The sequence below is a fragment of the Variovorax sp. P2_H12 genome, from assembly GCF_056403395.1.
In genome coordinates this window covers 60,349-80,907 of the sequence record NZ_JBFUFO010000041.1, presented here as the reverse complement: position 1 = coordinate 80,907, position 20,559 = coordinate 60,349, and the positions used below count along the sequence as shown (strand labels likewise).

The window sequence follows — 20,559 nt, the reverse complement described above, 5'->3', positions numbered from 1 at the left end:
CTCATGGCGCGCCGAGCCGCCCGAACGCAGAGTTCGGACCGAAGTGCCTCAGCGCCTTGTGACCCAGCGCCGTGACCATTTCGACGCGCGCGGGCTGAGGTTCGCCCGGCCTGGCGAGTGGAAAGCTGCAGATGATGTGCCCGGCGTCGTGAAGAACCCGAAGTTCCAGCTGAACCGTCGGGTTGGTGAAGTCAAGAGGCAACTCCGCATCGGCGAGCGCCTGGAGCAGTTCCATCGGCATGACAGACCTCCCCGATTCTGCTGAACGTTTGGCGGACGCCCTCCGGCATCGAGGACTGCCTGCGCGTTTCGAGGCAGGCTGCGCTGCAGTGCCGGCGCCCCCTGTTCGCGCTGGCAGTTACCTGCCGAGGTACTCCCGTACCGCCTCGGACGACGTCCCCACCGCTGCCACCGCAAGGCGGAGTTCGATCTCGGTCACGTCGTAGGCCGCGGTCCAGTACCGCACCTCGTGGTCTTCGTTCACATTGATCTGGGCCCGGTCTCGAGGGCCGCGCTTGCTCAGGTCGTCGGCCATGCGTCTCTCCTTTTTTCGTGAAAGCGCAGCCTGCGGCTTCGGCAGGCCGTGTCGGGTAAGACAACGCTGCATCTGTCTGCCGGAGGGCATCGCGCGCCCGAGATCCCGGCGGTCGAACGAGCCTAGGGTCCGCCAAGAAAGCGCGCACGCCGTGATTCGGCGGCTTCCTACGCGCAGCCCTCGTGCGGCGCTCAAACTCCGAGCCGTTTCAACCCCAGTGTGGAAAGGAGCGGTCCATGCCAAGAGGCGACAAATCAGCTTACTCAGACAAGCAAAAGCGCCAAGCGGAGCACATTGAAGAGGGCTATGAGCGTCGAGGCACGCCCCGCGACGAAGCTGAACGCCGCGCCTGGGCGACGGTCAACAAGGAGACGGGCGGCGGCAAGAAGAGCGGCTCCGGCCGAGGTCACCCCGAGGATCATGCGCCGTCGCGCAAGGGCGGGCGCCTGGGCGGTGCGGCCAGCGCGGCGAGGAGCCCGGCCGAGCGCTCCGCCTCGGCAAGAAAGGCCGCTGCCACACGCAAACGCAGGAAAGCGGCTGCCTGAGCCTGCAGCTGATGCGGGCAGAAAAGCAAAACGGGCCCAGAGGGCCCGTCGTTGCTGACTTCTTGGAGGAGAGGGAGGGATTCGAACCCTCGGTACGTTCGCACGTACGCCTGATTTCGAGTCAGGTACATTCGACCACTCTGCCACCTCTCCGGTGTCTGTCGAGCCGCTGATGATAGCAGAACTCGCGCGCGCTTTTTTCAGGCCCGCAGCACCTCGATGCCGCCCAGGTAGCGCCGGAGCGCTTTCGGCACCGCGATCGAGCCGTCCTCGTTCTGGTGGTTCTCGAGGACCGCGACCAGTGCCCGTCCGACCGCCAGGCCGGATCCGTTGAGCGTGTGGACGAGTTCGTTCTTGCCCTGCGCGTTCTTGAAGCGGGCCTGCAGACGGCGGGCCTGGAAGGCCTCGCAGTTGGAGACCGAGCTGATCTCGCGGTAGGTGTCCTGCGCCGGCAGCCAGACCTCGAGGTCGTAGGTCTTGGTGGAGCCGAAACCCATGTCGCCGGTGCACAGCAGCACCACGCGGTACGGCAGCTCGAGCGCCTTCAGCACCGCCTCGGCGTGGCCGGTCATGGCTTCCAGCGCCTCGTAGCTCTTGTCGGGGTGCGTGATCTGCACCATCTCGACCTTGTCGAACTGGTGCTGTCGGATCATGCCGCGCGTGTCGCGCCCGGCGCTGCCGGCTTCCGAGCGGAAGCACGGCGTGTGCGCGGTCAGGCGGATCGGCAGCTGTGCCTCGGCCACGACCTCGTCGCGCACGAAGTTCGTGAGCGGCACTTCGCTGGTCGGGATCAGGTAGAGCGCCGCATGATCCGGCGCGGGCTCGCCGTCCTGGCCGCCCTTCTTGGCGGCGAACAGGTCGCCCTCGAACTTGGGCAGCTGGCCGGTGCCGCGCATCGAATCGGCGTTGACGACGTACGGCACGTAGCACTCGGTGTAGCCGTGGTCCTCGGTCTGCATGTCGAGCATGAACTGCGCGAGCGCGCGATGCAGCCGCGCGATCGGGCCCTTCATCACGGTGAAGCGCGAGCCCGCCAGCTTGGCGCCCATCTCGAAATCCAGGCCCAGCGGCGCACCGAGGTCGACGTGATCGCGGGGCGCGAAGCCGAGCGCGGTCGCCGCGGCGCCCTCGCCGCCCTGCGGGCTCCAGCGCCGCACTTCGACGTTGGCGTCTTCGTCGTCGCCGACCGGCACGCTCGCGTGCGGCAGGTTCGGCACGGCCAGCAGCAAGGCCTGCAGCTCGGGCTGGATCGCCTCCAGGCGGACGGCCGAGGATTCCTGCTCGGCCTTCAGCGCATTGACCTCGGCCATCAGCGCCTCGACCGATTCGCCCTTGGCCTTCAGCGGTCCGATCTGCTTGTTGAGCACATTGCGGCGGGCCTGCAGTTCCTCGGTGCGGGTCTGCAGGGTCTTGCGCTCGGCTTCGAGGGCGCTGAACGTTCCGACGTCGAGGAAGGTCTGATCCTTCTTGCGGGTTTCGAGGCGGGCAACGACCGAAGCCAGGTCCTTGCGTAACAGTGTGATATCGAGCATCGCGTGATTTTAGGTGGGCGCCGGGCCGCCCCAAGCCGACCTGCGGCCCCCTCGGGGGGCAGCGACACACGAAGTGAGGAGCGTGGGGGCATTGGGGTGGGCGTAGGATCGTTCACCCTCCCCACCGTTCCACCAAGGAGTTGCGATGCAAGCCTATCTGACCTTCAATGGCAACGCGGCCGAGGCGCTCGCGTTCTATGCCCAGGCCCTGGGCGGCAAGATCCTCTTCAGCATGACCTTCGGCGAGAGCCCGATGGGCGCCGAAACGCCGGCCGAGCACAAGGGCAAGATCATGCACGCCACGCTGGAGGCGCGCGGCCACCAGCTGATGGCGTCCGATGCGCCGCCCGGCTACCCCTTCAAGGGCTACCAGGGCTTCTCGCTGTCGGTCCAGGCCAAGGACGTGAAGGAAGGCGAGACGCTCTTCAACGCGCTGGGCGCCGGCGGCAAGGTCACGATGCCCTACGCGCCGACCTTCTGGTCGACCGGCTTCGGCATGCTCGAAGACAAGTTCGGCGTGCCCTGGATGGTCAACTGCGAGCAGCAGCCGGCCCAGGCCTGAGAGCTTCCCCGCGTCGCGTGCGATCCACGGTGCACGAACACACCGGCCGGCGAAGCCTGGCCCCTTCGTGAAACACCGCGGAACCGGCTCCGCCGGGCCGCTGGTGTTGCCCCCGGCAGGGGGTGGGCGGCTACACGAAGTGAGCCAACCTGGGGGCAAGCTCTACGCTAGCGTCGCGGGGTCCACATTGGCGCCGCAGATGATCAAGCAGACCTTCTCGCCGTCGCGCGGCACATAGGCGCCGCTCTGCAGGGCCGCCAGCGGCAGCGCCGCGGCCGGCTCGACCGCCAGCTTCAGCTCCTTCCACAGCCAGAGCTGGGCGGCGCGTATCGCCTCGTCCGACAGCAGCAGCGCATCGCCCACATGGCGCTGCGTGATGTCCCAGGCGATCGCGCCGATGCGCCGCGCGCCGAGCGAATCGGCCGCGACGCCGCCGACCTCGACATCCACCGGCTCGCCGGCCTCGCGCGCGCGTGCCAGGGTCGGCGCGCGCTCGGGTTCGAGCGCCACCACCCGGCTGCGGCGTTCGAACCAGGCCGCCAGGCCGCCGATCAGGCCGCCGCCGCCGACGCTCACGAGCACCGCATCGGGCAGGCCGCCCTGGTGCTCGATCTCGCGGCCGAGGGTGCCGGCGCCGGCCACCACCTCGGGCTGGTCGTAGGCATGCGTCAGCAAGGCGCCGGTTTCGCGCTGGCGCTCGAGACAGGCAGCCAAAGCGTCGGAATAGGCCTCGCCGCCGACCACCACCTTGGCGCCGAGCGCGCGCAGCCGGGCCCGCTTGGCCTCGGGCGACATGTTGGGCAGGAAGACCTCGCAGGGCACGCCCAGCGCCTGCGCGGCCGCGGCGGTGGCGATGCCGGCGTTGCCGCCGGACGCGATGATCGCGCCGCTGGCCGGAATCTCGTGGGCCAGCAGCCGGTTCATCATGCCGCGCGCCTTGAAGCTGCCGCTGGCTTGCAGATGCTCGAGCTTGAGCCAGACCTCGACGCCCGGCGTCTGCACGCCCAGCGCCCGGCCCGAGAGCTTCCACAGCGGCGTCTCGCGCAGGAAATGCGGCGCGCGTTGATGGATCCGGCGCGCGGCCGCCTCGACGTCCCCGCGCCAATCGTGCTGAACGGCGCCGCTCACGAGATATGCCCCGGTGCGGGGATGTCGTCGAGCTTCAGTCCCTTGGGGAGCGGGAACTTGAGCGTCTCCTGGATGCCGTCCATCTTGCGCACCGAGACCGCGCCCAGCGCCTTGATGCGGTCGATCACCTCGCGCACCAGCACCTCGGGCGCCGACGCGCCCGCCGTGAGGCCGACGCGGCTCTTGCCCTCGAACCATTCGGGCCGGAGTTCGGCGGCGGAATCGACCATATAACTTTCGGTGTCCAGACGCTGCGCGAGCTCGCGCAGCCGGTTGCTGTTGGAACTGGTCGGGCTGCCGACCACGATGACCAGGTCGACCTGCGGGCTCAGCAGCTTCACGGCGTCCTGCCGGTTCTGCGTCGCATAGCAGATGTCCTGCTGCTTGGGCTCGCGCACGCTCGGGAAGCGCGCGCGCACCGCGGCCGAGATCTCGGCCGCATCGTCCACCGAGAGCGTGGTCTGCGTGACCACCGCGAGCTTCTCGGTCTGCGCCGGCGCGACCTGCGCCACGTCCGCCACGTCTTCCACGAGATGGATGCCGCTCGACAGCTGCCCCATCGTGCCTTCGACCTCGGGATGCCCCTTGTGGCCGATCATGATGAACTCGTAGCCTTCCTTGGCGAGCTTCGCCACCTCGACGTGGACCTTCGTCACCAGCGGGCAGGTGGCGTCGAACACCTCGAAGCCGCGTTCCCGCGCCTCGGCCTGCACGGCCTTGCTGACGCCATGGGCGCTGAACACCAGCGTGGCGCCCGGCGGCACGTCGGCGAGGTCCTCGATGAAGACCGCACCCTTGGACTTGAGCTCGTTGACCACGTAGGTGTTGTGCACGATCTCGTGGCGCACGTAGATCGGCGCGCCGAACTTGGCGATGGCGCGCTCGACGATCTCGATCGCGCGGTCGACGCCGGCACAGAAGCCGCGCGGCTCGGCCAGGATGACCTCTTCGATCGCGCTCACAGCACGCCGATCAGCTTCACCTCGAAGGTCACGGGCTGACCTGCGAGCGGATGGTTGAAGTCGAAGCGCACCGCGGTCTCGTTCGACTCGACGACCGCGCCCGCGTAGCTGCCGGTGCCGTCGGGCGTGGGGAACTGCACGACATCGCCGACCGCGTACTGTTCGTCGGGGTCGCCGATCTGGATCAGCAGCTTGCGCGCGACCCATTGCTGCATCTCGGGGTTGCGTTCGCCGAAGGCTTCTCCCGGCGGCAGCTCGAAGGTGGCGTGCGCGCCCTCCTCCAGGCCGATCAGGCGCAGTTCCACTGCGGGCGAGAGTTCGCCGGTGCCCAGCGACAGGGTGGCGGGCTTGTCCTGGAAGGTGTTGATGATGTCGCCCGCGGGGCCGGCCAGCCGGTAGTGCAGCGTGAGAAAGGAGCCGGCAGCGACGGCAGCGGCGGTGGAGGTCGATGACAAGGTGAGAGCCCGATAGACTGGGGCCCTTATTTTAGGGAGTGGGGGCAGAGCCCCTGGTGCGCCATGTCTTTCAAGGACCTGCCGGCCGGCGCGCGGCCGCGCGAGAAGCTCATGGCGCTCGGCCCCGCTGCGCTGGCCGACTCCGAACTGCTGGCCCTGCTGCTGCGCACCGGCATGCCCGGCAAGAACGTCCTGCAGCTCTCGCAGGAGCTGCTGGACCGCTTCGGAGGGCTGGCCGGCCTGCTCGAGGCCGACCTCGATGCCCTGAAGACCATCAAGGGCCTGGGCGGCAGCGCCAAGCGCGCCGAACTGGCGGCGGTGCTCGAACTGGCGCGCCGCGCCCTGGCGGAGCAGCTCAAGGCCGGCACTGTCTTCGATTCCCCCGGCGCGGTGGGGCGCTACCTGCAGCTCCACCTGGCGGCCCGGCCGCACGAGGTCTTCGCCGCCCTCTTCCTCGACGCCCAGCACCGCCTGATCGCGATGGAGGAGTTGTTTCGCGGCACCCTGACGCAAACCAGCGTCTATCCGCGCGAGGTGGTCACGCGGGCGCTGCACCACCACGCCGCCGCCGTGGTGCTGGCGCACAACCACCCGAGCGGCTCGGTAGAACCCTCGCGCGCCGATCAGTCGCTCACCCAGACGCTCAAGGCCGCGCTCGCGCTGGTCGACGTGCGCGTGCTCGACCACGTGATCGTGGCCCGGGGCAGCACCCTCTCGATGGCGGAACGCGGCCTGGTCTGAGCACAACTTCTGCATCAACCGCGACTCGGAAACGAAATGTAAAAATCTCCTGTTCCACCGACAATGCCGAGACCGAAAGATGCAAAGGTGCCCGTGGAAGACATATTGATCGTCGACGACGACCCGTCCGTCCGAAAACGCCTGGAACGCGTGGCCGTCCAAGCCGCCCCCCAGGCTCGTTGTGCCATGGCGGGCTCGCTGGCCGAGGCGCGAGAGCAGCTGGCGCAGGGCAGCTTCGACCTGGCCCTGCTCGACATCGGGCTGCCCGACGGCAGCGGCCTCGACCTGTTGCCCTGGATGCAGGCCCATGCGCCGGCGGTCGACGCCGTGGTGGTCTCCAGCCTCGGCGACGATGCCACCGTGCTGCAGGCGATCCGCGGCGGCGCCGTGGGCTACCTGCTGAAGAACGGCAGCGACGTCGAGCTTGAGCTGTCGCTGGGCAGCATGCAGCGAGGCGGCGCGCCCATCGACCCGGTGATCGCGCGGCGCATCCTGCAGCTGATGGCCGCGCCGCAAACCGATGCGCCTCCACTTGCTAACATGCACACGGCGCCGGCGACCTCGGCCCCTGCCGAGCTGAGCGCGCGCGAGATGGAAGTGCTGCAGCTGGTGGCGCAGGGCCACAGCAATCGCGAGATCGCCCGCAGCCTCTCCCTGTCCATCAACACGGTCGAATGCCACGCCAAGAACATCTACCGCAAGCTCGCGGTGCGGTCACGCGCTGGCGCGGTCTACCACGCGCGGGTGCAGGGCTTGCTGCCCTGATCCGCGCAGCGGCGCTGCTGCTGGCCTGCCTCTGGTTCGCCAGCACCGCCCATGCCGATGGCACCGGCGTTGCGGCACGCGGCTTCGAAGGCATCGAGGCCGTGCGGACCGACTGGAACGCCAAGTCGCCGCCCGTCGACGGCTGGACCCCGGTGAGCCTGCCTGACAGCTGGTCGGCGCGCTGGCCGGCGTTCGACGGCGTCGTCTGGTATCGCCTGCGCTGGTCCGAAGCCGCCGATCCGCCCGCGCTGCGCCCGCTCGGCCTGCTGATCGAGTACGTCAACATGGCCGGCGCGGTCTACCTCAACGGCAGCCTGATCGGCGGCGACACCCAGCTCGTCGAACCCCTGTCCCGTTCCTGGAACCTGCCGCGCTACTGGATGCTCGACGCCCCGCTGCTGCGGCCGGGTCCCAACGAGCTGCTGGTGCGCGTGTCGGGCCTGGCCGCCTATCAGCCGGGCCTGGGCACCGTGACGCTCGACGCGCCGGGGCCGCTCAAGGCCGCCTTCCGCGAATCGACCCTGACGCGGCGCACGCTGCCGATGCTGGGCCTCGGGCTCACGCTGGTGATGGGCGTGTTCTACGGCATGCTCTGGCTGCTGCGCCGCAGCGAGCGCTCCTACGGCTGGTTCAGCCTCTTCTCGCTGCTGTGGGTGCCCTACGCGTACAACTACGTGGCGCTCACGACCTGGCCCTTCGCCAGCACCGAGGCTTTCCAGCGCGCCAACCACATCGCGCTGCTGGCCAGCATCGCCTGCTTCGTCATGTTCGCGCTGCATTTCTGCGAACTCGCGCGGCCGCGGCGGCGACGGGCGGTCCTGCTGGTTGCCGGCGCCGGTCTGGCGACGCAGCTGCTGGCGCCCTCGGCGATGCTCGAGCCCGTGCGCGACATCACCGTGCTGGCCGTGCTGGGCGCCTATTTCGCCGGCTGCGCGATCATCGTCAGGCACGCCTTCGCCTCGCGGCGACTCGAGGTCGCGGTGCTGGCGGTCTGCCTGCTGCTGCCGGTGGCGGCCGGCGTCCACGACACGCTGGTGTTCCTCGAATGGCTGCCGGGCACCCGCTACTACGCCGCACTGTCGTCGAGTGCGACCCTGCTGGGCATCTCGTTCGCCCTGACCTGGCGCATGGTCAAGGGCATGCAGCTGGTGGAGCACTTCAACGCCGAGCTGCGGCAGCGCGTGGACGAGGCCACGCAGCGTCTGGCCGACGGCCTCAGCCGCCAGCATGCGGCCGAACTGGTCCAGACCCGGCTGACCGAACGCCTGAGCCTCGTGCGCGACCTGCACGACGGCCTCGGCATGACCCTCAGCAGCCACATCCATACGCTGGGAAACCGGGACGCCGCCGACGACGGCATCGCACTGTGGGCGCTCAGGGAAGTCAATGACGATCTGCGCCTGATCATCGAGAGCTCGGCCTTCGACGACACCGACGAGCTGGCCGAGCGGCTGGTGCCGCTGCGCCACCGCAGCACCCGCTTGCTGGAGGCCGCCGGTATCGAATGCAGCTGGCAGCTCGAGCGCCTCCAAAGCTGCCGCCTCGGCGGCAAGCGCAACCTGGATTTCCTGCGCGTGCTGCAGGAAGGCCTTGCCAACGTGCTCAAGCACAGCGACGCCAGCCGGGTCGACGTGCGCATCGAAACCGCCGACGGGCAGCTGCGGCTCGCGATCCACGACAATGGCAAGGGCTTCGCAGCCGATGCCGCATCGCACCCGGCCGGCAGCATGGGCCTGCAGAACATGCGAACGCGCGCCGCACGCCTGGATGGCAGCCTCGAGATCCGTTCCGGCGCCTCGGGAACCACGCTGGCGTTGCGCTGCCCCATCGATTCCGCGGTCACCGCCTGAGCCCGATTCCGTCGACCACCCCATGCCCGCCAAACCCCACAGCCTCAAGAGCCTCGCCGACCTCAAGCAGGTGCAGCGCACGCTCGCCGAGCAGCGCGAGCGCGCGGCCGCCGAAGCCGCCGCGCGGAAACGGCGGCTGGCCGAGCAGGACCTGTTCGCGCGCGCCATCGGAGCCACCCAGCCGCTGCGCAAGGCCGCCGCGGTGCCCCTGGCGCCCGAGCCGCCCGCGCCGATTCCGATCCAGCAGCAACTCGACGATCAGCGCGTGCTGCGCGAATCGCTGTCCGACGAGTTCGACGTCAGCACCCTGCTCGACGCCGACGATGCGATGAGCTTCCGGCGGCCGGGCATCCACACCGACGTCACGCGCAAGCTGCGCGCCGGCGAATGGTCGATCCAGCGCGAGATCGACCTCCACGGCATGCGCAGCGACGAGGCCCGCGAGGCGCTCGGCGGCTTCATCCGCGAGGCCTGGAAACAGGGCGTGCGCTGCGTGCGCGTGGTGCACGGCAAGGGCCTGGGCTCGCCGGGCAAGCAACCCGTGCTCAAGGCCAAGGTGCAGCGCTGGCTGATCCAGAAGAACGAAACGCTGGCCTTCGTGCAAGCCAAGCCGTCCGAGGGCGGCGGCGGCGCGCTGGTGGTGCTGCTGGCGCCGTCGCGGCGCTGATGCGGGGGCGGACTATCCGCCCTTGTTCCGCATCCAGTCGGCAGTCTGGAAGAACGACCCGCGCAGGCGCTCGCGCAGAGCCTCGGGCACCCCGGTCTCGCCCATCGCCTGGTCCATGCAGGCCAGCCACTCGTCGCGCTCGCGGATGCCGATGCTGTGGCCGCCGATGCTCTGCGGCAGGTGGCGCGCGCGCAGCATCGGATGGCCGAAGCGGTCGGTGTAGTGTTGCGGGCCGCCGAGCCAGCCGCAGAGGAACCAGAACAGGCGCTGGCGTGCGTTGTCGAGCGAGCTGCCGTGCACCGCACGCAGCTGCGCGTAGGCCGGCTCGAGGTCCATGAGATCGTAGAAGCGTTCGACCAGCGCGTGGACCGCGGGTTCTCCGCCGATCCATTCGAACGGGGTGTCGAAAGGCGGTTTGTCCTGGATTTGCATGGGCTCCATTGTCCCTCGCTGGCCCCCACGCTCCCCCACTTCGTGTGGGTCGCTGCCCCCCGAGGGGGCCGCAGGCCGGCTTGGGGCGGCCCAGCGCCGGGCCAAGACTTGCGGCACCATCGGGGCATGCGTGATTCGCCCTCCCCTGCCGCCGCCGGCGCGCTGCCGGTCATCGATGTGTCGGCCCTGATCGCCGGCGGCCCGGGACGCGAGCGCGTGGCCGCACGAATCGGCGCCGCCTGCCGGGTCCACGGCTTCTTCTACATCACGGGCCACGGCGTCGACGAGGCGCTCGTGCAGCGGCTCGAGGACCTGAGCCGCCGCTTCTTCGCCCAGGACGAGCCGACCAAGATGCGCTGGCGCATGGCCCTTGGCGGCCGCGCCTGGCGCGGCTACTTTCCGCTCGCCGGCGAACTGACCTCGGGCCGGCCCGACTGGAAGGAAGGCCTCTACCTGGGCACCGAGCTGTCCGCCGACCATCCGCGGGTGCGCGCCGGCACGCCGGTGCACGGCCCCAACCTTTTCCCGGATATCGAGGGCCTGCGCGACACCGTGCTGGCCTATATCGATGCGGTCACGCAGCTCGGCCACCGGCTGATGGAAGGCATCGCGCTGAGCCTGGGCCTGCCCGCCGGCTACTTCGCCGAACGCTACACGGCCGACCCGCTGATCCTGTTTCGCATCTTCAACTACCCGACCCAGGCGGTGCCCGAGGGCATGGACGTGCCGTGGGGCGTCGGCGAGCACACCGACTACGGGCTGCTCACGATCCTGCGCCAGGACACGGTGGGCGGCCTGCAGGTGCGCACGCCGGACGGCTGGATCGAGGCACCGCCGATCGCGCAGTCGTTCGTCTGCAACATCGGCGACATGCTCGACCGCATGACGGGCGGACTCTACAAGTCGACCCCGCACCGCGTGACGCGCAACACCTCGGGCCGCGACCGGCTGTCGTTCCCGCTCTTCTTCGACCCGAACTTCGAGGCCCGGGTGCAGCGCATCGAGGGCCTGGCGGGCGCCGCCGCCGAGGACGACAGCGCCCGGCGCTGGGACCGCGCCAACGTGCACGCCTTCAACGGCCGCTATGGCGACTACCTGCTGGCCAAGGTGTCGAAGGTCTTTCCCCAGCTACGCAACGAGGTCCTGTAGCCAGGCGGCGCGCTGCAGCCGGTAGAGCTTGTGCGGACGCAGCGCGTGGCCCAGCGGCAGCGCCGGATGCTCGAAGACGCCGTCGGGCCGCATGCCGAGCCGCTGCATGACCGCCTCCGAGGGCAGGTTCGGCACGGCGGTGAAAGCCACGATCCCGGGCAGGTCGAGGCGCTCGAAACCCACGCGCAATGCCGCGCGCGCCGCCTCGCTCGCATAGCCCCGGCCCCAGAAGGCATGCGCGAGCCGCCAGCCGATCTCGACACAGGGCGAGAACGGCAGGTCCGGCCTCGGCACGTTGAGGCCGACGAAGCCGACCAGCGTCCGGCTGGCGCGCTCTTCGGCCGCCCAGAAGCCCCAGCCTCTTTGGGCGATGCCCTCGGCACAGCGCTCGGCCATCGCGTCGCTTTCCTCGCGCGCGAGCGGCGCCGGAAAGAACCGCATCACCCGCGGATCCGCGTTGAGTGCCGCGAAGGCTTCGCGATCGGCCGCCCGCCACTGTCGCAGGCGAAGCCGCTCGGTGTCGAACTCGATGCATTCCGCCATGCCGGGGTGCCCTATTCCGCCGCCTGCCGCAGCGTGGCCACCACCGGCCGCCGCAGCACCTCGCGCAATCCCCACCAGCCGGCCGCGAGCGCCAGCACCGCGCCCGCGAGCGCGCCGGCGATCGGCACCAGGGGCGAGGCGGTCCAGGTGAAGTCGAACACGAAGCGCGCCAGCGCCCAGCCGATCACGGAGGCGACGATGCTGGCCAGGAAGCCGGCCAGCAGCCCCACGCCCACGAGTTCGGCGCGCTGCACCTGCCGCAGCAGGCTGGCGCGCGCACCCACGGCGCGCATCACCGCGAACTCGCGCGCGCGCTCCTCGCGCGTCGCGGTCACGGCCGCGAACAGCACCACCAGCCCGGCCGCCAGCGTGAAGCCGAACAGGAACTCGACCGCCCGGATCACCTGGTCGAGCACGCGCTGCACCTGCCCGATGGTGGCGCTCATGTCGACGTTGGTGACATTCGGGTAGCTGCGCACCAGCGCGTTGTCGAAACCCTTCACCTCGGGCGCGCGGAAGGCGCCCATGTAGGTGACGGGCACGTCGGCCAGCGCCGCGACCGTGTACATGACGAAGAAGTTGGCGTGCATCGAGCCCCAGTCGACCTTGCGCAGCGAGGTGATGCGGGCCTCGTTCTGCTGGCCGCCGATGTCGAAGCGCAGGCGGTCGCCGAGCTTCAGTCCCAGCGTCTCGGCCAGCCCCGCCTCGACGCTGAGTTCGCCCGCGGCATCCGGCTTCCAGGCCCCCGCGGTGATCTGGTTGTGCTGCGGCGCCTTGGCGCTGTTGCTGAGGTTGAATTCGCGGTCGACCAGCCGCTTGGCGCGGTCCTCGCTGTAGTCGTCGGGCGAGACCGGCTTGCCGTTGACCGCCACCAGCCGGCCGCGAATCATCGGGTACCAGTCGAACTTCTGGACGCCGCTCGCGCGCAGGCTCTTCTGGAAGGCTTCGCTCTGGTCGGGCATCACGTTGATCACGAAGCGGTTCGGCGCATCGGGCGGCGTGGCCTTGCGCCAACTCGCCACCAGGTCGGTGCGCAGCAGCACCAGCAGGATCAGCGCCAGCAGGCCGACCGCCAGCGCACTCACCTGGACCACCGCGTACGCGGGCCGCGCCGAAATCTGCCGCGTCGCCAGCACCAGCCAGCGCGGCGCGGTGGTCTCGTTGACGCTGCGGCGCAGCACCCACACCGCCACCCAGCTGAGGAGCGCGAACACCGCCACCGCCGCGGCGAAGCCGCCGACCGCGATCAGCCCGAGCTTGAGGTCGCTGCTGGCCGCGACCAGCAGCGCCGCGAAGCCGGCCACGCCGAGTCCGAGCACCGCGATCGAGGCCGGCTTCAGGTTGCCGACGTCGCGCCGGATCACGCGCAAGGGCGGCACCCGGGCCAGCTGCAGCACCGGCGGCAGCCCGAAGGCGAACAGCAGCGTGAGCCCCACGCCCAGCCCGAAGGCGACCGGCCACAGGGTCGGCGCCGGCAGCGCACTCTCGACCAGGCCGGCCAGCAGCAGCACGAAGATGTAGTGCACGCCATAGCCGATCGCCACGCCGATCGCGCTGGCAAGCAGGCCGATCGCGGCGAACTCGAAGGCGTAGGCGGCGGCGATGGTGCGCTGGCTCTGGCCCAGCACGCGCAGCATGGCGCAGTCGTCGAGGTGGCTGGCCGCGAAGCCGCGCGCCGCCAGGGCCACGGCCACGGCCGACAGCAGCGCGGCCAGCAGCGCCACCAGGTTCAGGAATTTCTCGGCCCGGTCGAGTGTCTGGCGCATCTCGGGGCGGCCGCTCTCGAAGGATTCGAGCCGGGCGCCGCGCAGCTCGCCCTTCTTGATCGCCGCATCGGCGGCGTCGCTGAAGCGCTTCACGGCGGCGGCCTCGCCCGCCACGGCGAAACGGTAGCTCACGCGGCTGGCCGGCTGCACGAGCCCGGTGCGGGCGATGTCGCCCTGGTTCAGCATCACGCGCGGCGCGAAGCTCATGAAGCCGGCGCCGCGATCGGGCTCCAGGGTGATCACGCGCGCGATGCGCAGGCCGGCGTCCCCGAGCAGCAGGGTGTCGCCGACCTTGAGCGCGAGCGATTCCAGCAGCGACCCGTCGACCCAGGCCTCTCCGGGCGCCGGCACCTCGCGCGTCGCCTGGCCGGGGCCTTCGGTGCCGAGCGCCACCTGCACGCTGCCGCGCAGCGGGTAGCCGGGCGCGACCGCCTTCAGCGCCACCAGCTTGGTGGCGCCGCCCTGCGCCTCGCTGGCACGCGCCATGGTCGGGAAGCCGTAGGTGCTGGCGCCCTGCAGGCCCAGGGCCCGCGCGCGCTCGACGAAGGCCAGTGGCGTCGGGTTGTCGCTGGCCAGCACCGCGTCACCGCCCAGCAGCTGGCGCGCATCGCGCTGCAGCCCGCCGTTGAGACGGTCGGCGAAGAAGCCGACCGCGGTCAGGGCGGCCACCGCCAGCAGCACGGCAACGATCAGGAGACGGAGTTCGCCGGCGCGAAGGTCGCGCCAGAGCGTGCGCCAGCCGAGGCGAAGAAAAGCATTCATGGGGCCGACGATAGCCGAGCCGCCGGCTCCCGCGAAATCGAAGGATTTAGACCGTGCCTGCGACCTTGGCGCCGGCCAGCTCCGGCTGCAGCACCAGCCGCCCGGCCCCGGCGAAGCAGAGAAAGCGACGGTTCGTCGCCCGGCCGATCGCACACAGCCCGACCCGCGCCGCGACCTCGTGCCCCATCTGCGTGATGCCGCTGCGCGAGACCACGATCGCCACGCCAATCTGGGCCGACTTGATCACCATCTCGCTGGTCAGGCGGCCGGTGGTGTAGAACACCCGCGCACCGCCGAGCTGCGACGGCGACTGCATCGCGATCCAGCCGGCGATGGTGTCGATCGCGTTGTGGCGGCCCACGTCCTCGACGAAGCACTGCATGCGGACCTCGTCGTCGGCCTCGAGCGTGAACAGCGCGCAGCCGTGCACCGAGCCGGCCGACTTGTAGGTGCTCTCCTGCAGGCGGATCGCGTTGACCAGGGCATAGAGCTGCGCCTGCGTCATGCGGGTGTCGGGCAACTGCAGGCGATCGATGCCGGCCATCAGTTCGCCGAACACGCTGCCCTGGCCGCAGCCGGTGGTGACCACCTTCTTGGCGGTGCGCTCTTCGATGCGATCGATGCCGGCATGGGTGCGGACCGCCGCGGCGCCGACCTCCCAGTCGACCGTGATCGATTCGACGTCCGTCGCCGATTCGATCAGCCGCTGGTTCAGCAGGTAGCCCAGCACCAGCAGCTCGGGCTGCGCGCCCAGGGTCATCAGCGTGACCAGTTCGCGGCGATCGACGTAGATCGTGAGGTCGCGTTCGGCGGGGATCGAGACCCGGCCCGACTCGCCATGCTCGTCGACGACCTCGACCTCGCGCGTGAGCGGTGCCCGGGCCTGGGTCAGCCGCGGCAGCGTCACTTCTTGGGCGCGGGATTGATCTCGGCCGAGGTCTGGTTCGAGCTCGGCGGCTGCAGGCCGGCCACGGCCGCCGCCTCGCGGTAGCGGGTCGCCACGCGGGTCTGCGCCTGGCACAGCTGGAAGGTGTCGACCTTGGCGCTCCACGCCGTCTTGGCCGCGGCTTCGGCCGCCTTGGCCTTGGCTTCCGGTGTCAGGGTCGGGGCGGGCAGCTTGGCGAAAGCGGCCGGCGCAGCGGCCAGGCCGGTCGCCAGGCCGACGGCCAGGGCGCCATGGGTCAGCAGCTTCTTCATGAGGGATGTCCTTCGATCCGGATGCCGGACGCCGGCGCGGCGGCACGCGCCTCGGCGCTGCGCTCGGCCGGAATCTTGCCGGCGGCGATGTCGTTGTACCAGAGCGCATGGTGCTCCCTGGCCCAGGTCTCGTCGACGTAGCCGGTGCGCATCGCCTTGTAGGCGCCCTTCATGCCCAGCGTGCCGATGTAGATGTGGCCCATGATCAGCGCCATCATGCACAGCGTGGCGACCGCATGGATCATGTGCGCGATCTGCATCTCGCCGCGTGTGTAGACGAAACCGGGCAGCAGCTTGTCGAGGAACAGGCCCGAGCCGATCACGATGCTGCCGAGGAACAGCACGCCACCCCAGAACACCACTTTCTCGCCGGCGTTGAAGCGGTCCGAAGCCGGCTCCGAGCCACCGAACAGGCCGCCGCCTTTCCGGAGCCAGTCCAGGTCGTTCCTGCGCGGCCAATTGCTGCGGATGAAGGTGAAGATCATGCACAGGATCGTGACCACGAACAGCGGACCGACGAAGTTGTGGACGGTCTTCAGCGCGTAGGTCAGATAGCCGAACAGCGAACCGCCCAGCACCGGCAGCAGGAAGAACTTGCCGAAGGCCATCACGAGGCCCGAGATCGCCAGCGTCACGAAGGCGATCGCGTTCGACCAGTGCGTGGCGCGCTCGAAGGGCGTGAAGCGCTCGATCTTGCGGCCGGTCTCCTGGCCGTGCAGGCCGATCGGCCCGCGCGTGAAATAGAAGATCGCCAGCGCCAGCAGCGTCACGAAGAGCAGCGCAGCGCCGTACGGAATGATCCAGTTGTTGCGCACCTGGCGCCAGGCTTCGCCGGCGTTGGTGTAGACCGATCCCGGGTACTTGACGAAGCCCTGGATCAGGTTGCCCGCCTCGGGCGCCTCGCTGGCCGGCAGGCTGCTGAAGCCGGTCACGCCGCCGCTCACCTGACGCCACATCGGCGCGCCGGCGCCTCGGCGACCGCGCCGGCCGCGACCGGATTGGCGCCCTGGGCCATCGCCGCGGCGCCGCCACCGAGCACTGCGGCGAGGACGAGGGCGTGAAGGACTTGTCTCATGCGGCCTCCGCTTCAGTTGATCCGCGTGTATTCGTTCTGGCCGTTGATCGCGCGTTGCTTCAGGTGCTCCTGCCAGGAGGCGCGATCACCGACCTGCCAGCCCGGCGAGGTGAAGGCGGTGCCGGTGTTGGTCTGCACGCCGGTGCCGGTCCAGGGCGCGGCGTCGAGCCGGACACCATGCGCATTGGTCTGCGGCTTCTCGGAGCAGGCGCCCAGCAGCAGCGCGGCGGCGAGCAGCGCCGCGGAGGTCCACAGGCGCTTCATTTCGTGCCTCCGTTGCCCGGCGTGCCGGCTTGCTGCGAGCCGTAGGCGGTGCCCCAGCCCCAGACTTCGGCGCCCTTGCCGCGTGCCACCACGCGGGTGCGGAAGATGTCGGCCACGACGTCGCCGTCGCCGGCCAGCAGGGCCTTGGTCGAGCACATCTCGGCGCAGGCCGGCAGCTTCCCTTCGGCCAGGCGGTTGCGGCCGTACTTCTCGAACTCGGCCTCGGAGCCGTTGGCCTCGGGGCCGCCGGCGCAGAAGGTGCACTTGTCCATCTTGCCGCGGGCACCGAAGGTGCCCTGGGCCGGGAACTGCGGCGCGCCGAAAGGGCAGGCGTAGGAGCAGTAGCCGCAGCCGATGCAGACGTCCTTGTCGTGCAGCACCACGCCTTCTTCGGTGCGGTAGAAGCACTGCACCGGGCACACCGCCATGCAGGGCGCATCGGAGCAATGCATGCAGGCCACCGAGATCGAGCGCTCGCCCGGCACGCCGTCATTGAGCGTGACCACGCGGCGGCGGTTCACGCCCCACGGCACCTCGTTCTCGTTCTTGCAGGCCGTGACGCAGCCGTTGCACTCGATGCAGCGCTCGGAATCGCAGACGAACTTCATTCTTGCCATGGGGACTCCTTCTTATGCCTTTTCGACGTTGCAGACGGTCGTCTTGGTCTCTTGCATCATCGTGACGCTGTCGTAGCCGTAAGTGGTGGCGGTGTTGATCGCCTCCCCGCGCACGATCGGGTGCGCGCCCGCCGGGTAGTAGGCGAGCATGTCCTTGCCCTGCCAGTGGCCCGAGAAGTGGAAGGGCATGAACACCGTGTCGGGCCCGACCCGCTCGGTCACCAGGGCCTGGACATTGAGCCGGGCGCCGGTCGGCGTGTGGACCCAGGCCCGCTCGCCGTTGCGGATGCCCTTCTCGGCCGCCACCTTCGGGTTGATCTCGATGAACATCTGCTGCTGCAGCTCGGCCAGCCAGGGGTTGGAGCGGGTCTCCTCGCCGCCGCCCTCGTACTCGACCAGGCGGCCGGAAGTCATCACGTAGGGGAACTTCTCGGCGATCTTGTCGGCGATGTTCTTCTGCTGGATCGTCTTGTAGAGCGTGGGCAGACGCCAGAACGCCATCTTGTCGTCGTGCGTCGGGTACTTCACCATCAGGTCGGGCCGGTTGCCGTACAGCGGCTCGCGGTGCTGCGGGATCGCATCCGGGAAGTTCCACACCACGGCGCGCGCCTTGGCATTGCCGAAGGGATGGCAGCCATGGTTCTTCATGAACACGCGGATCATGCCGCCCGAGCTGTCGGTCTTCCAGTTCTTGCCCTCGGCCTTGGTCTTCTCGGCCTCGCTGAGCTCGTCCCACCAGCCCAGCTTCTTGAGCAGCAGGTGGTCGAGTTCCGGGTAGCCCGTGGTGATCGCCGCGCCCAGCGAATGCGATCCGTCCTCGGCCAGCAGGTTCTTGCCGTTGCGCTCGACGCCGAAATTGGCGCGGAAGTTGCCGCCGCCGTCCATCACGTGCTTCGAGGTGTCGTACAGGTTCGGCGAGCCCGGGTGCTTGAGCTCGGGCGTGCCGTAGCAGGGCCACGGCAGGCCGAAGTAGTCGCCGGCGATGTCGTAGCCGTTGACCTTGTCCTTGACCAAGCCCTTGGCCCGCAGCGTGCGGACATCGAAGGCGGCCATGTTGCGCATGTGGGCCTGCAGCCGTTCGGGGCTCTGGCCGGTGTAGCCGACGGCCCAGCAGCACTTGTTGATCTCGCGCAGGATGTCGTCGGGCACGGGCTCGTCCATGCCCTTGACTTTCTGCATCTTGAAGTTCTTGCTGAGCTCCTTGCCGAAGCCGAGCCGGTCGGCGAACTGCTGCATGATCATGTGGTCGCTGCGGCTCTCCCAGAGCGGCTCGATGACCTTCTCGCGCCACTGGAGCGAGCGGTTCGACGCCGTGACGGAGCCGCTGGTCTCGAACTGCGTGCAGGCCGGCAGCAGGTAGACCGCGCGGTTGGGGTTCTGGTCTTCCGGGCGGCCCGGCATCGCGGCCATCGCCGCGGTCGCCGACGGGTACGGGTCCACCACCACCAGCAGGTCGAGCTTGTCCATGGCCCGCTTCATCTCGAGGCCGCGGGTCTGGGAGTTCGGCGCATGGCCCCAGTAGAAGACGCCGCGCAGGTTCGAGTCCTGGTCGATCAGCTCGTTCTTCTCGAGCACGCCGTCGATCCAGCGCGACACCGTGATGCCGGGCTTGGTCATCATCGCGGGCGAGGCGAAGCGGCCCTTGATCCAGTCGAAATCGACGCCCCAGGTCGCCGCGAAATGCCTCCAGGAGCCCTCGACCAGCCCGTAGTAGCCCGGCAGCGAGTCGGGGTTCGGGCCGACGTCGGTGGCGCCCTGCACGTTGTCGTGGCCACGGAAGATGTTGGTGCCGCCGCCCGAGGTGCCCACGTTGCCCAGCGCCAGCTGCAGGATGCACGAGGCGCGCACGATCGCGTTGCCGATCGTGTGCTGCGTCTGGCCCATGCACCAGACGACGGTGCCGGGCCGGTTCTCGTTGAGCCAAGTCGCGACCTTCAGGACCTGCGCCTCCTTCACGCCGCAGGCCTCCTCGACCTTGTCGGGCGTCCACTTGGCCATCACCTCGGCGCGCACGTCCTCCATGCCGAAGACGCGGTCGTTGAGGTACTTCTTGTCTTCCCAGCCGTTCTTGAAGATGTGATAGAGCAGGCCGAACAGGAAGGGAATGTCGGAGCCCGAGCGGATGCGCACGTACTCGTCGGCCTTGGCCGCGGTGCGGGTGAATCGCGGATCGACCACGATCATCTTGCAGCCGTTTTCCTTCGCATGCAGCATGTGCAGCATGCTCACCGGATGCGCCTCCGCCGCGTTCGAGCCGATGTACATCGCGACCTTGGCGTTGCGCATGTCGTTGTACGAATTCGTCATGGCGCCGTAGCCCCATGTGTTCGCCACGCCCGCGACCGTGGTCGAGTGGCAGATGCGCGCCTGGTGGTCGCAGTTGTTGCTGCCGAAGAAGCTCACGAACTTGCGCATCAGGTAGGCCTGCTCGTTGCTGTGCTTGCTGGAACCGATCCAGTAGATCGAATCGGGTCCGCTGGCCTTGCGCAGTTCCACCAGCCTGGCCGTGATCTCGGTCAGCGCCGTGTCCCAGCTGATGCGCTCGTACTTGCCGTTGACCAGCTTCATCGGGTAGCGCAGCCGGTATTCGCCATGGCCGTGCTCGCGCAGCGCAGCGCCCTTGGCGCAGTGCGCGCCGAGGTTGATCGGCGAATCGAACACCGGCTCCTGGCGCACCCAGACGCCGTTCTCGACCACCGCATCGGAGGCGCAGCCGACCGAGCAATGGGAACAGACGGTTCGCCGGACTTCGATCTTGCCGGCGCCGATGGCGGTCGCCTGGCCCTGCATGGCATCGGCCTTCTTGATCAGCGTGAGCTGGCCGGCCGCGAGGCCGACGCCCACGCCGAGGCCGGAGCGGCGCAGGAAGGCGCGACGGTCCATGGTCGGCAGCGCGTTCGACAAGCCGCGCCGCAGGCTGTGGACGAAGGGCGAGGAGACGGATGAACGGTCGTCGACGCCGTCACGCGCGGCGGCGGGCGTTTTCTTGGTCAATAGCATCGTGGGCTTTCG

General features: G+C 69.4%; 22 protein-coding genes and 1 tRNA gene. 7 read left to right on the top strand and 16 right to left on the bottom strand.

Translation table 11 applies throughout. From position 1 onward, the window contains the following. Position 1 precedes the first annotated feature (1 nt). Positions 2-241, bottom strand: a complete 240-nt coding sequence (locus AC1DYK_RS28020; protein ID WP_478169262.1) for a hypothetical protein — start codon at positions 239-241, stop codon at positions 2-4. Between the two features lie 117 nt (positions 242-358). Further along, a complete protein-coding gene (locus AC1DYK_RS28015; RefSeq protein ID WP_478169261.1) occupies positions 359-535 on the bottom strand; it encodes a DUF3606 domain-containing protein in 177 nt (58 codons plus the stop codon). 236 nt (positions 536-771) lie between these two features. Between AC1DYK_RS28015 and AC1DYK_RS28010 the strand changes: the two genes are divergently transcribed. Then, complete coding sequence (locus AC1DYK_RS28010) at positions 772-1,080, top strand: plasmid stabilization protein (protein WP_478169260.1); 309 nt, start codon at positions 772-774, stop codon at positions 1,078-1,080. 63 nt (positions 1,081-1,143) lie between these two features. Here the strand turns inward: AC1DYK_RS28010 and AC1DYK_RS28005 are convergent. After that, positions 1,144-1,233: transfer RNA gene (locus AC1DYK_RS28005), tRNA-Ser, on the bottom strand. Positions 1,234-1,280: 47 nt separating this feature from the next. Continuing rightward, positions 1,281-2,612: a serine--tRNA ligase gene (serS, locus tag AC1DYK_RS28000; protein WP_478169259.1), complete on the bottom strand. Its 1,332-nt coding sequence runs from the start codon at positions 2,610-2,612 to the stop codon at positions 1,281-1,283. Between the two features lie 145 nt (positions 2,613-2,757). On the opposite strand from serS, the gene AC1DYK_RS27995 reads away from it, so the two are divergent. After that, positions 2,758-3,174: a VOC family protein gene (locus tag AC1DYK_RS27995; RefSeq protein ID WP_478169258.1), complete on the top strand. Its 417-nt coding sequence runs from the start codon at positions 2,758-2,760 to the stop codon at positions 3,172-3,174. A gap of 162 nt (positions 3,175-3,336) precedes the next feature. Here AC1DYK_RS27995 and AC1DYK_RS27990 read toward each other — a convergent pair whose 3' ends face one another. The 3 genes from AC1DYK_RS27990 to AC1DYK_RS27980 are packed head-to-tail and all read right to left on the bottom strand — an operon-like array spanning position 3,337 to position 5,719. After that, complete coding sequence (locus tag AC1DYK_RS27990; RefSeq protein ID WP_478169257.1) at positions 3,337-4,302, bottom strand: threonine/serine dehydratase; 966 nt, start codon at positions 4,300-4,302, stop codon at positions 3,337-3,339. After that, a complete protein-coding gene (ispH, locus tag AC1DYK_RS27985; protein WP_478158239.1) occupies positions 4,299-5,264 on the bottom strand; it encodes a 4-hydroxy-3-methylbut-2-enyl diphosphate reductase in 966 nt (321 codons plus the stop codon). The genes AC1DYK_RS27990 and ispH overlap by 4 nt, the downstream gene beginning before the upstream one ends. Continuing rightward, on the bottom strand, positions 5,261-5,719 hold the full coding sequence (locus AC1DYK_RS27980) for an FKBP-type peptidyl-prolyl cis-trans isomerase (protein WP_478169256.1): 459 nt from the start codon (positions 5,717-5,719) through the stop codon (positions 5,261-5,263). Before AC1DYK_RS27980 ends, ispH begins: the two co-directional genes overlap by 4 nt. Positions 5,720-5,782: 63 nt before the next feature. On the opposite strand from AC1DYK_RS27980, the gene radC reads away from it, so the two are divergent. The 4 genes from radC (at position 5,783) to AC1DYK_RS27960 (ending at position 9,742) form a co-directional block, all read left to right on the top strand. After that, on the top strand, positions 5,783-6,460 hold the full coding sequence (radC, locus tag AC1DYK_RS27975) for a RadC family protein (protein WP_478169255.1): 678 nt from the start codon (positions 5,783-5,785) through the stop codon (positions 6,458-6,460). 93 nt (positions 6,461-6,553) lie between these two features. Further along, positions 6,554-7,225 (top strand): response regulator transcription factor, encoded by a 672-nt coding sequence (locus tag AC1DYK_RS27970; RefSeq protein ID WP_478090604.1) that lies wholly within the window; start codon positions 6,554-6,556, stop codon positions 7,223-7,225. Beyond that, positions 7,135-9,075, top strand: coding sequence for a sensor histidine kinase (locus tag AC1DYK_RS27965; protein WP_478169254.1), 1,941 nt, complete (start codon positions 7,135-7,137; stop codon positions 9,073-9,075). The genes AC1DYK_RS27970 and AC1DYK_RS27965 overlap by 91 nt, the downstream gene beginning before the upstream one ends. A gap of 22 nt (positions 9,076-9,097) precedes the next feature. Continuing rightward, positions 9,098-9,742: a Smr/MutS family protein gene (locus AC1DYK_RS27960; RefSeq protein WP_478169253.1), complete on the top strand. Its 645-nt coding sequence runs from the start codon at positions 9,098-9,100 to the stop codon at positions 9,740-9,742. A 12-nt stretch (positions 9,743-9,754) separates the two neighbouring features. Here AC1DYK_RS27960 and AC1DYK_RS27955 read toward each other — a convergent pair whose 3' ends face one another. Then, positions 9,755-10,174 carry a group II truncated hemoglobin gene (locus AC1DYK_RS27955; protein ID WP_478088940.1) on the bottom strand — a complete coding sequence of 140 codons (420 nt, stop codon included), beginning with the start codon at positions 10,172-10,174 and terminating at the stop codon, positions 9,755-9,757. Between the two features lie 126 nt (positions 10,175-10,300). Between AC1DYK_RS27955 and AC1DYK_RS27950 the strand changes: the two genes are divergently transcribed. Beyond that, positions 10,301-11,323, top strand: a complete 1,023-nt coding sequence (locus AC1DYK_RS27950; RefSeq protein WP_478169252.1) for an isopenicillin N synthase family dioxygenase — start codon at positions 10,301-10,303, stop codon at positions 11,321-11,323. Here AC1DYK_RS27950 and AC1DYK_RS27945 read toward each other — a convergent pair. From AC1DYK_RS27945 to AC1DYK_RS27910, 8 genes are read right to left on the bottom strand one after another with little or no spacing between them, the layout of a single operon-like run. Continuing rightward, on the bottom strand, positions 11,303-11,866 hold the full coding sequence (locus AC1DYK_RS27945) for a GNAT family N-acetyltransferase (RefSeq protein ID WP_478169251.1): 564 nt from the start codon (positions 11,864-11,866) through the stop codon (positions 11,303-11,305). The genes AC1DYK_RS27950 and AC1DYK_RS27945 overlap by 21 nt on opposite strands. An 11-nt stretch (positions 11,867-11,877) precedes the next feature. Beyond that, complete coding sequence (locus tag AC1DYK_RS27940) at positions 11,878-14,394, bottom strand: ABC transporter permease (RefSeq protein ID WP_478169250.1); 2,517 nt, start codon at positions 14,392-14,394, stop codon at positions 11,878-11,880. A gap of 46 nt (positions 14,395-14,440) precedes the next feature. Beyond that, on the bottom strand, positions 14,441-15,301 hold the full coding sequence (locus AC1DYK_RS27935; protein WP_478169249.1) for a formate dehydrogenase accessory sulfurtransferase FdhD: 861 nt from the start codon (positions 15,299-15,301) through the stop codon (positions 14,441-14,443). Beyond that, positions 15,298-15,591, bottom strand: coding sequence for a hypothetical protein (locus tag AC1DYK_RS27930; RefSeq protein WP_478169248.1), 294 nt, complete (start codon positions 15,589-15,591; stop codon positions 15,298-15,300). The genes AC1DYK_RS27935 and AC1DYK_RS27930 overlap by 4 nt, the downstream gene beginning before the upstream one ends. After that, positions 15,588-16,742, bottom strand: a complete 1,155-nt coding sequence (locus AC1DYK_RS27925) for a formate dehydrogenase subunit gamma (protein WP_478169305.1) — start codon at positions 16,740-16,742, stop codon at positions 15,588-15,590. The genes AC1DYK_RS27930 and AC1DYK_RS27925 overlap by 4 nt, the downstream gene beginning before the upstream one ends. After that, the gene (locus AC1DYK_RS27920; protein WP_478169247.1) at positions 16,679-16,930 is read right to left on the bottom strand and encodes a hypothetical protein; all 252 of its coding nucleotides are present in this window, start codon (positions 16,928-16,930) and stop codon (positions 16,679-16,681) included. The genes AC1DYK_RS27925 and AC1DYK_RS27920 overlap by 64 nt, the downstream gene beginning before the upstream one ends. Further along, on the bottom strand, positions 16,927-17,547 hold the full coding sequence (fdh3B, locus tag AC1DYK_RS27915) for a formate dehydrogenase FDH3 subunit beta (protein ID WP_478088948.1): 621 nt from the start codon (positions 17,545-17,547) through the stop codon (positions 16,927-16,929). The genes AC1DYK_RS27920 and fdh3B overlap by 4 nt, the downstream gene beginning before the upstream one ends. A gap of 12 nt (positions 17,548-17,559) precedes the next feature. Beyond that, positions 17,560-20,547, bottom strand: a complete 2,988-nt coding sequence (locus AC1DYK_RS27910) for a formate dehydrogenase subunit alpha (RefSeq protein WP_478169246.1) — start codon at positions 20,545-20,547, stop codon at positions 17,560-17,562. Between the last annotated feature and the right edge of the window lie 12 nt (positions 20,548-20,559).

Bases quoted from the DNA above. Each gene is read 5' to 3' on its own strand.
- AC1DYK_RS28015 (WP_478169261.1), bottom strand. From the start codon at position 535: ATGGCCGACGACCTGAGCAAGCGCGGCCCTCGAGACCGGGCCCAGATC.
- AC1DYK_RS27965 (WP_478169254.1), top strand. From the start codon at position 7,135: ATGCCACGCCAAGAACATCTACCGCAAGCTCGCGGTGCGGTCACGCGC.
- AC1DYK_RS28020 (WP_478169262.1), bottom strand. From the start codon at position 241: ATGCCGATGGAACTGCTCCAGGCGCTCGCCGATGCGGAGTTGCCTCTT.
- AC1DYK_RS27950 (WP_478169252.1), top strand. From the start codon at position 10,301: ATGCGTGATTCGCCCTCCCCTGCCGCCGCCGGCGCGCTGCCGGTCATC.
- fdh3B (WP_478088948.1), bottom strand. From the start codon at position 17,547: ATGGCAAGAATGAAGTTCGTCTGCGATTCCGAGCGCTGCATCGAGTGC.
- AC1DYK_RS27960 (WP_478169253.1), top strand. From the start codon at position 9,098: ATGCCCGCCAAACCCCACAGCCTCAAGAGCCTCGCCGACCTCAAGCAG.
- AC1DYK_RS27920 (WP_478169247.1), bottom strand. From the start codon at position 16,930: ATGAAGCGCCTGTGGACCTCCGCGGCGCTGCTCGCCGCCGCGCTGCTG.
- AC1DYK_RS27930 (WP_478169248.1), bottom strand. From the start codon at position 15,591: ATGAAGAAGCTGCTGACCCATGGCGCCCTGGCCGTCGGCCTGGCGACC.
- serS (WP_478169259.1), bottom strand. From the start codon at position 2,612: ATGCTCGATATCACACTGTTACGCAAGGACCTGGCTTCGGTCGTTGCC.
- AC1DYK_RS27910 (WP_478169246.1), bottom strand. From the start codon at position 20,547: ATGCTATTGACCAAGAAAACGCCCGCCGCCGCGCGTGACGGCGTCGAC.
- AC1DYK_RS28010 (WP_478169260.1), top strand. From the start codon at position 772: ATGCCAAGAGGCGACAAATCAGCTTACTCAGACAAGCAAAAGCGCCAA.
- AC1DYK_RS27955 (WP_478088940.1), bottom strand. From the start codon at position 10,174: ATGCAAATCCAGGACAAACCGCCTTTCGACACCCCGTTCGAATGGATC.
- radC (WP_478169255.1), top strand. From the start codon at position 5,783: ATGTCTTTCAAGGACCTGCCGGCCGGCGCGCGGCCGCGCGAGAAGCTC.
- AC1DYK_RS27995 (WP_478169258.1), top strand. From the start codon at position 2,758: ATGCAAGCCTATCTGACCTTCAATGGCAACGCGGCCGAGGCGCTCGCG.
- AC1DYK_RS27940 (WP_478169250.1), bottom strand. From the start codon at position 14,394: ATGAATGCTTTTCTTCGCCTCGGCTGGCGCACGCTCTGGCGCGACCTT.
- AC1DYK_RS27945 (WP_478169251.1), bottom strand. From the start codon at position 11,866: ATGGCGGAATGCATCGAGTTCGACACCGAGCGGCTTCGCCTGCGACAG.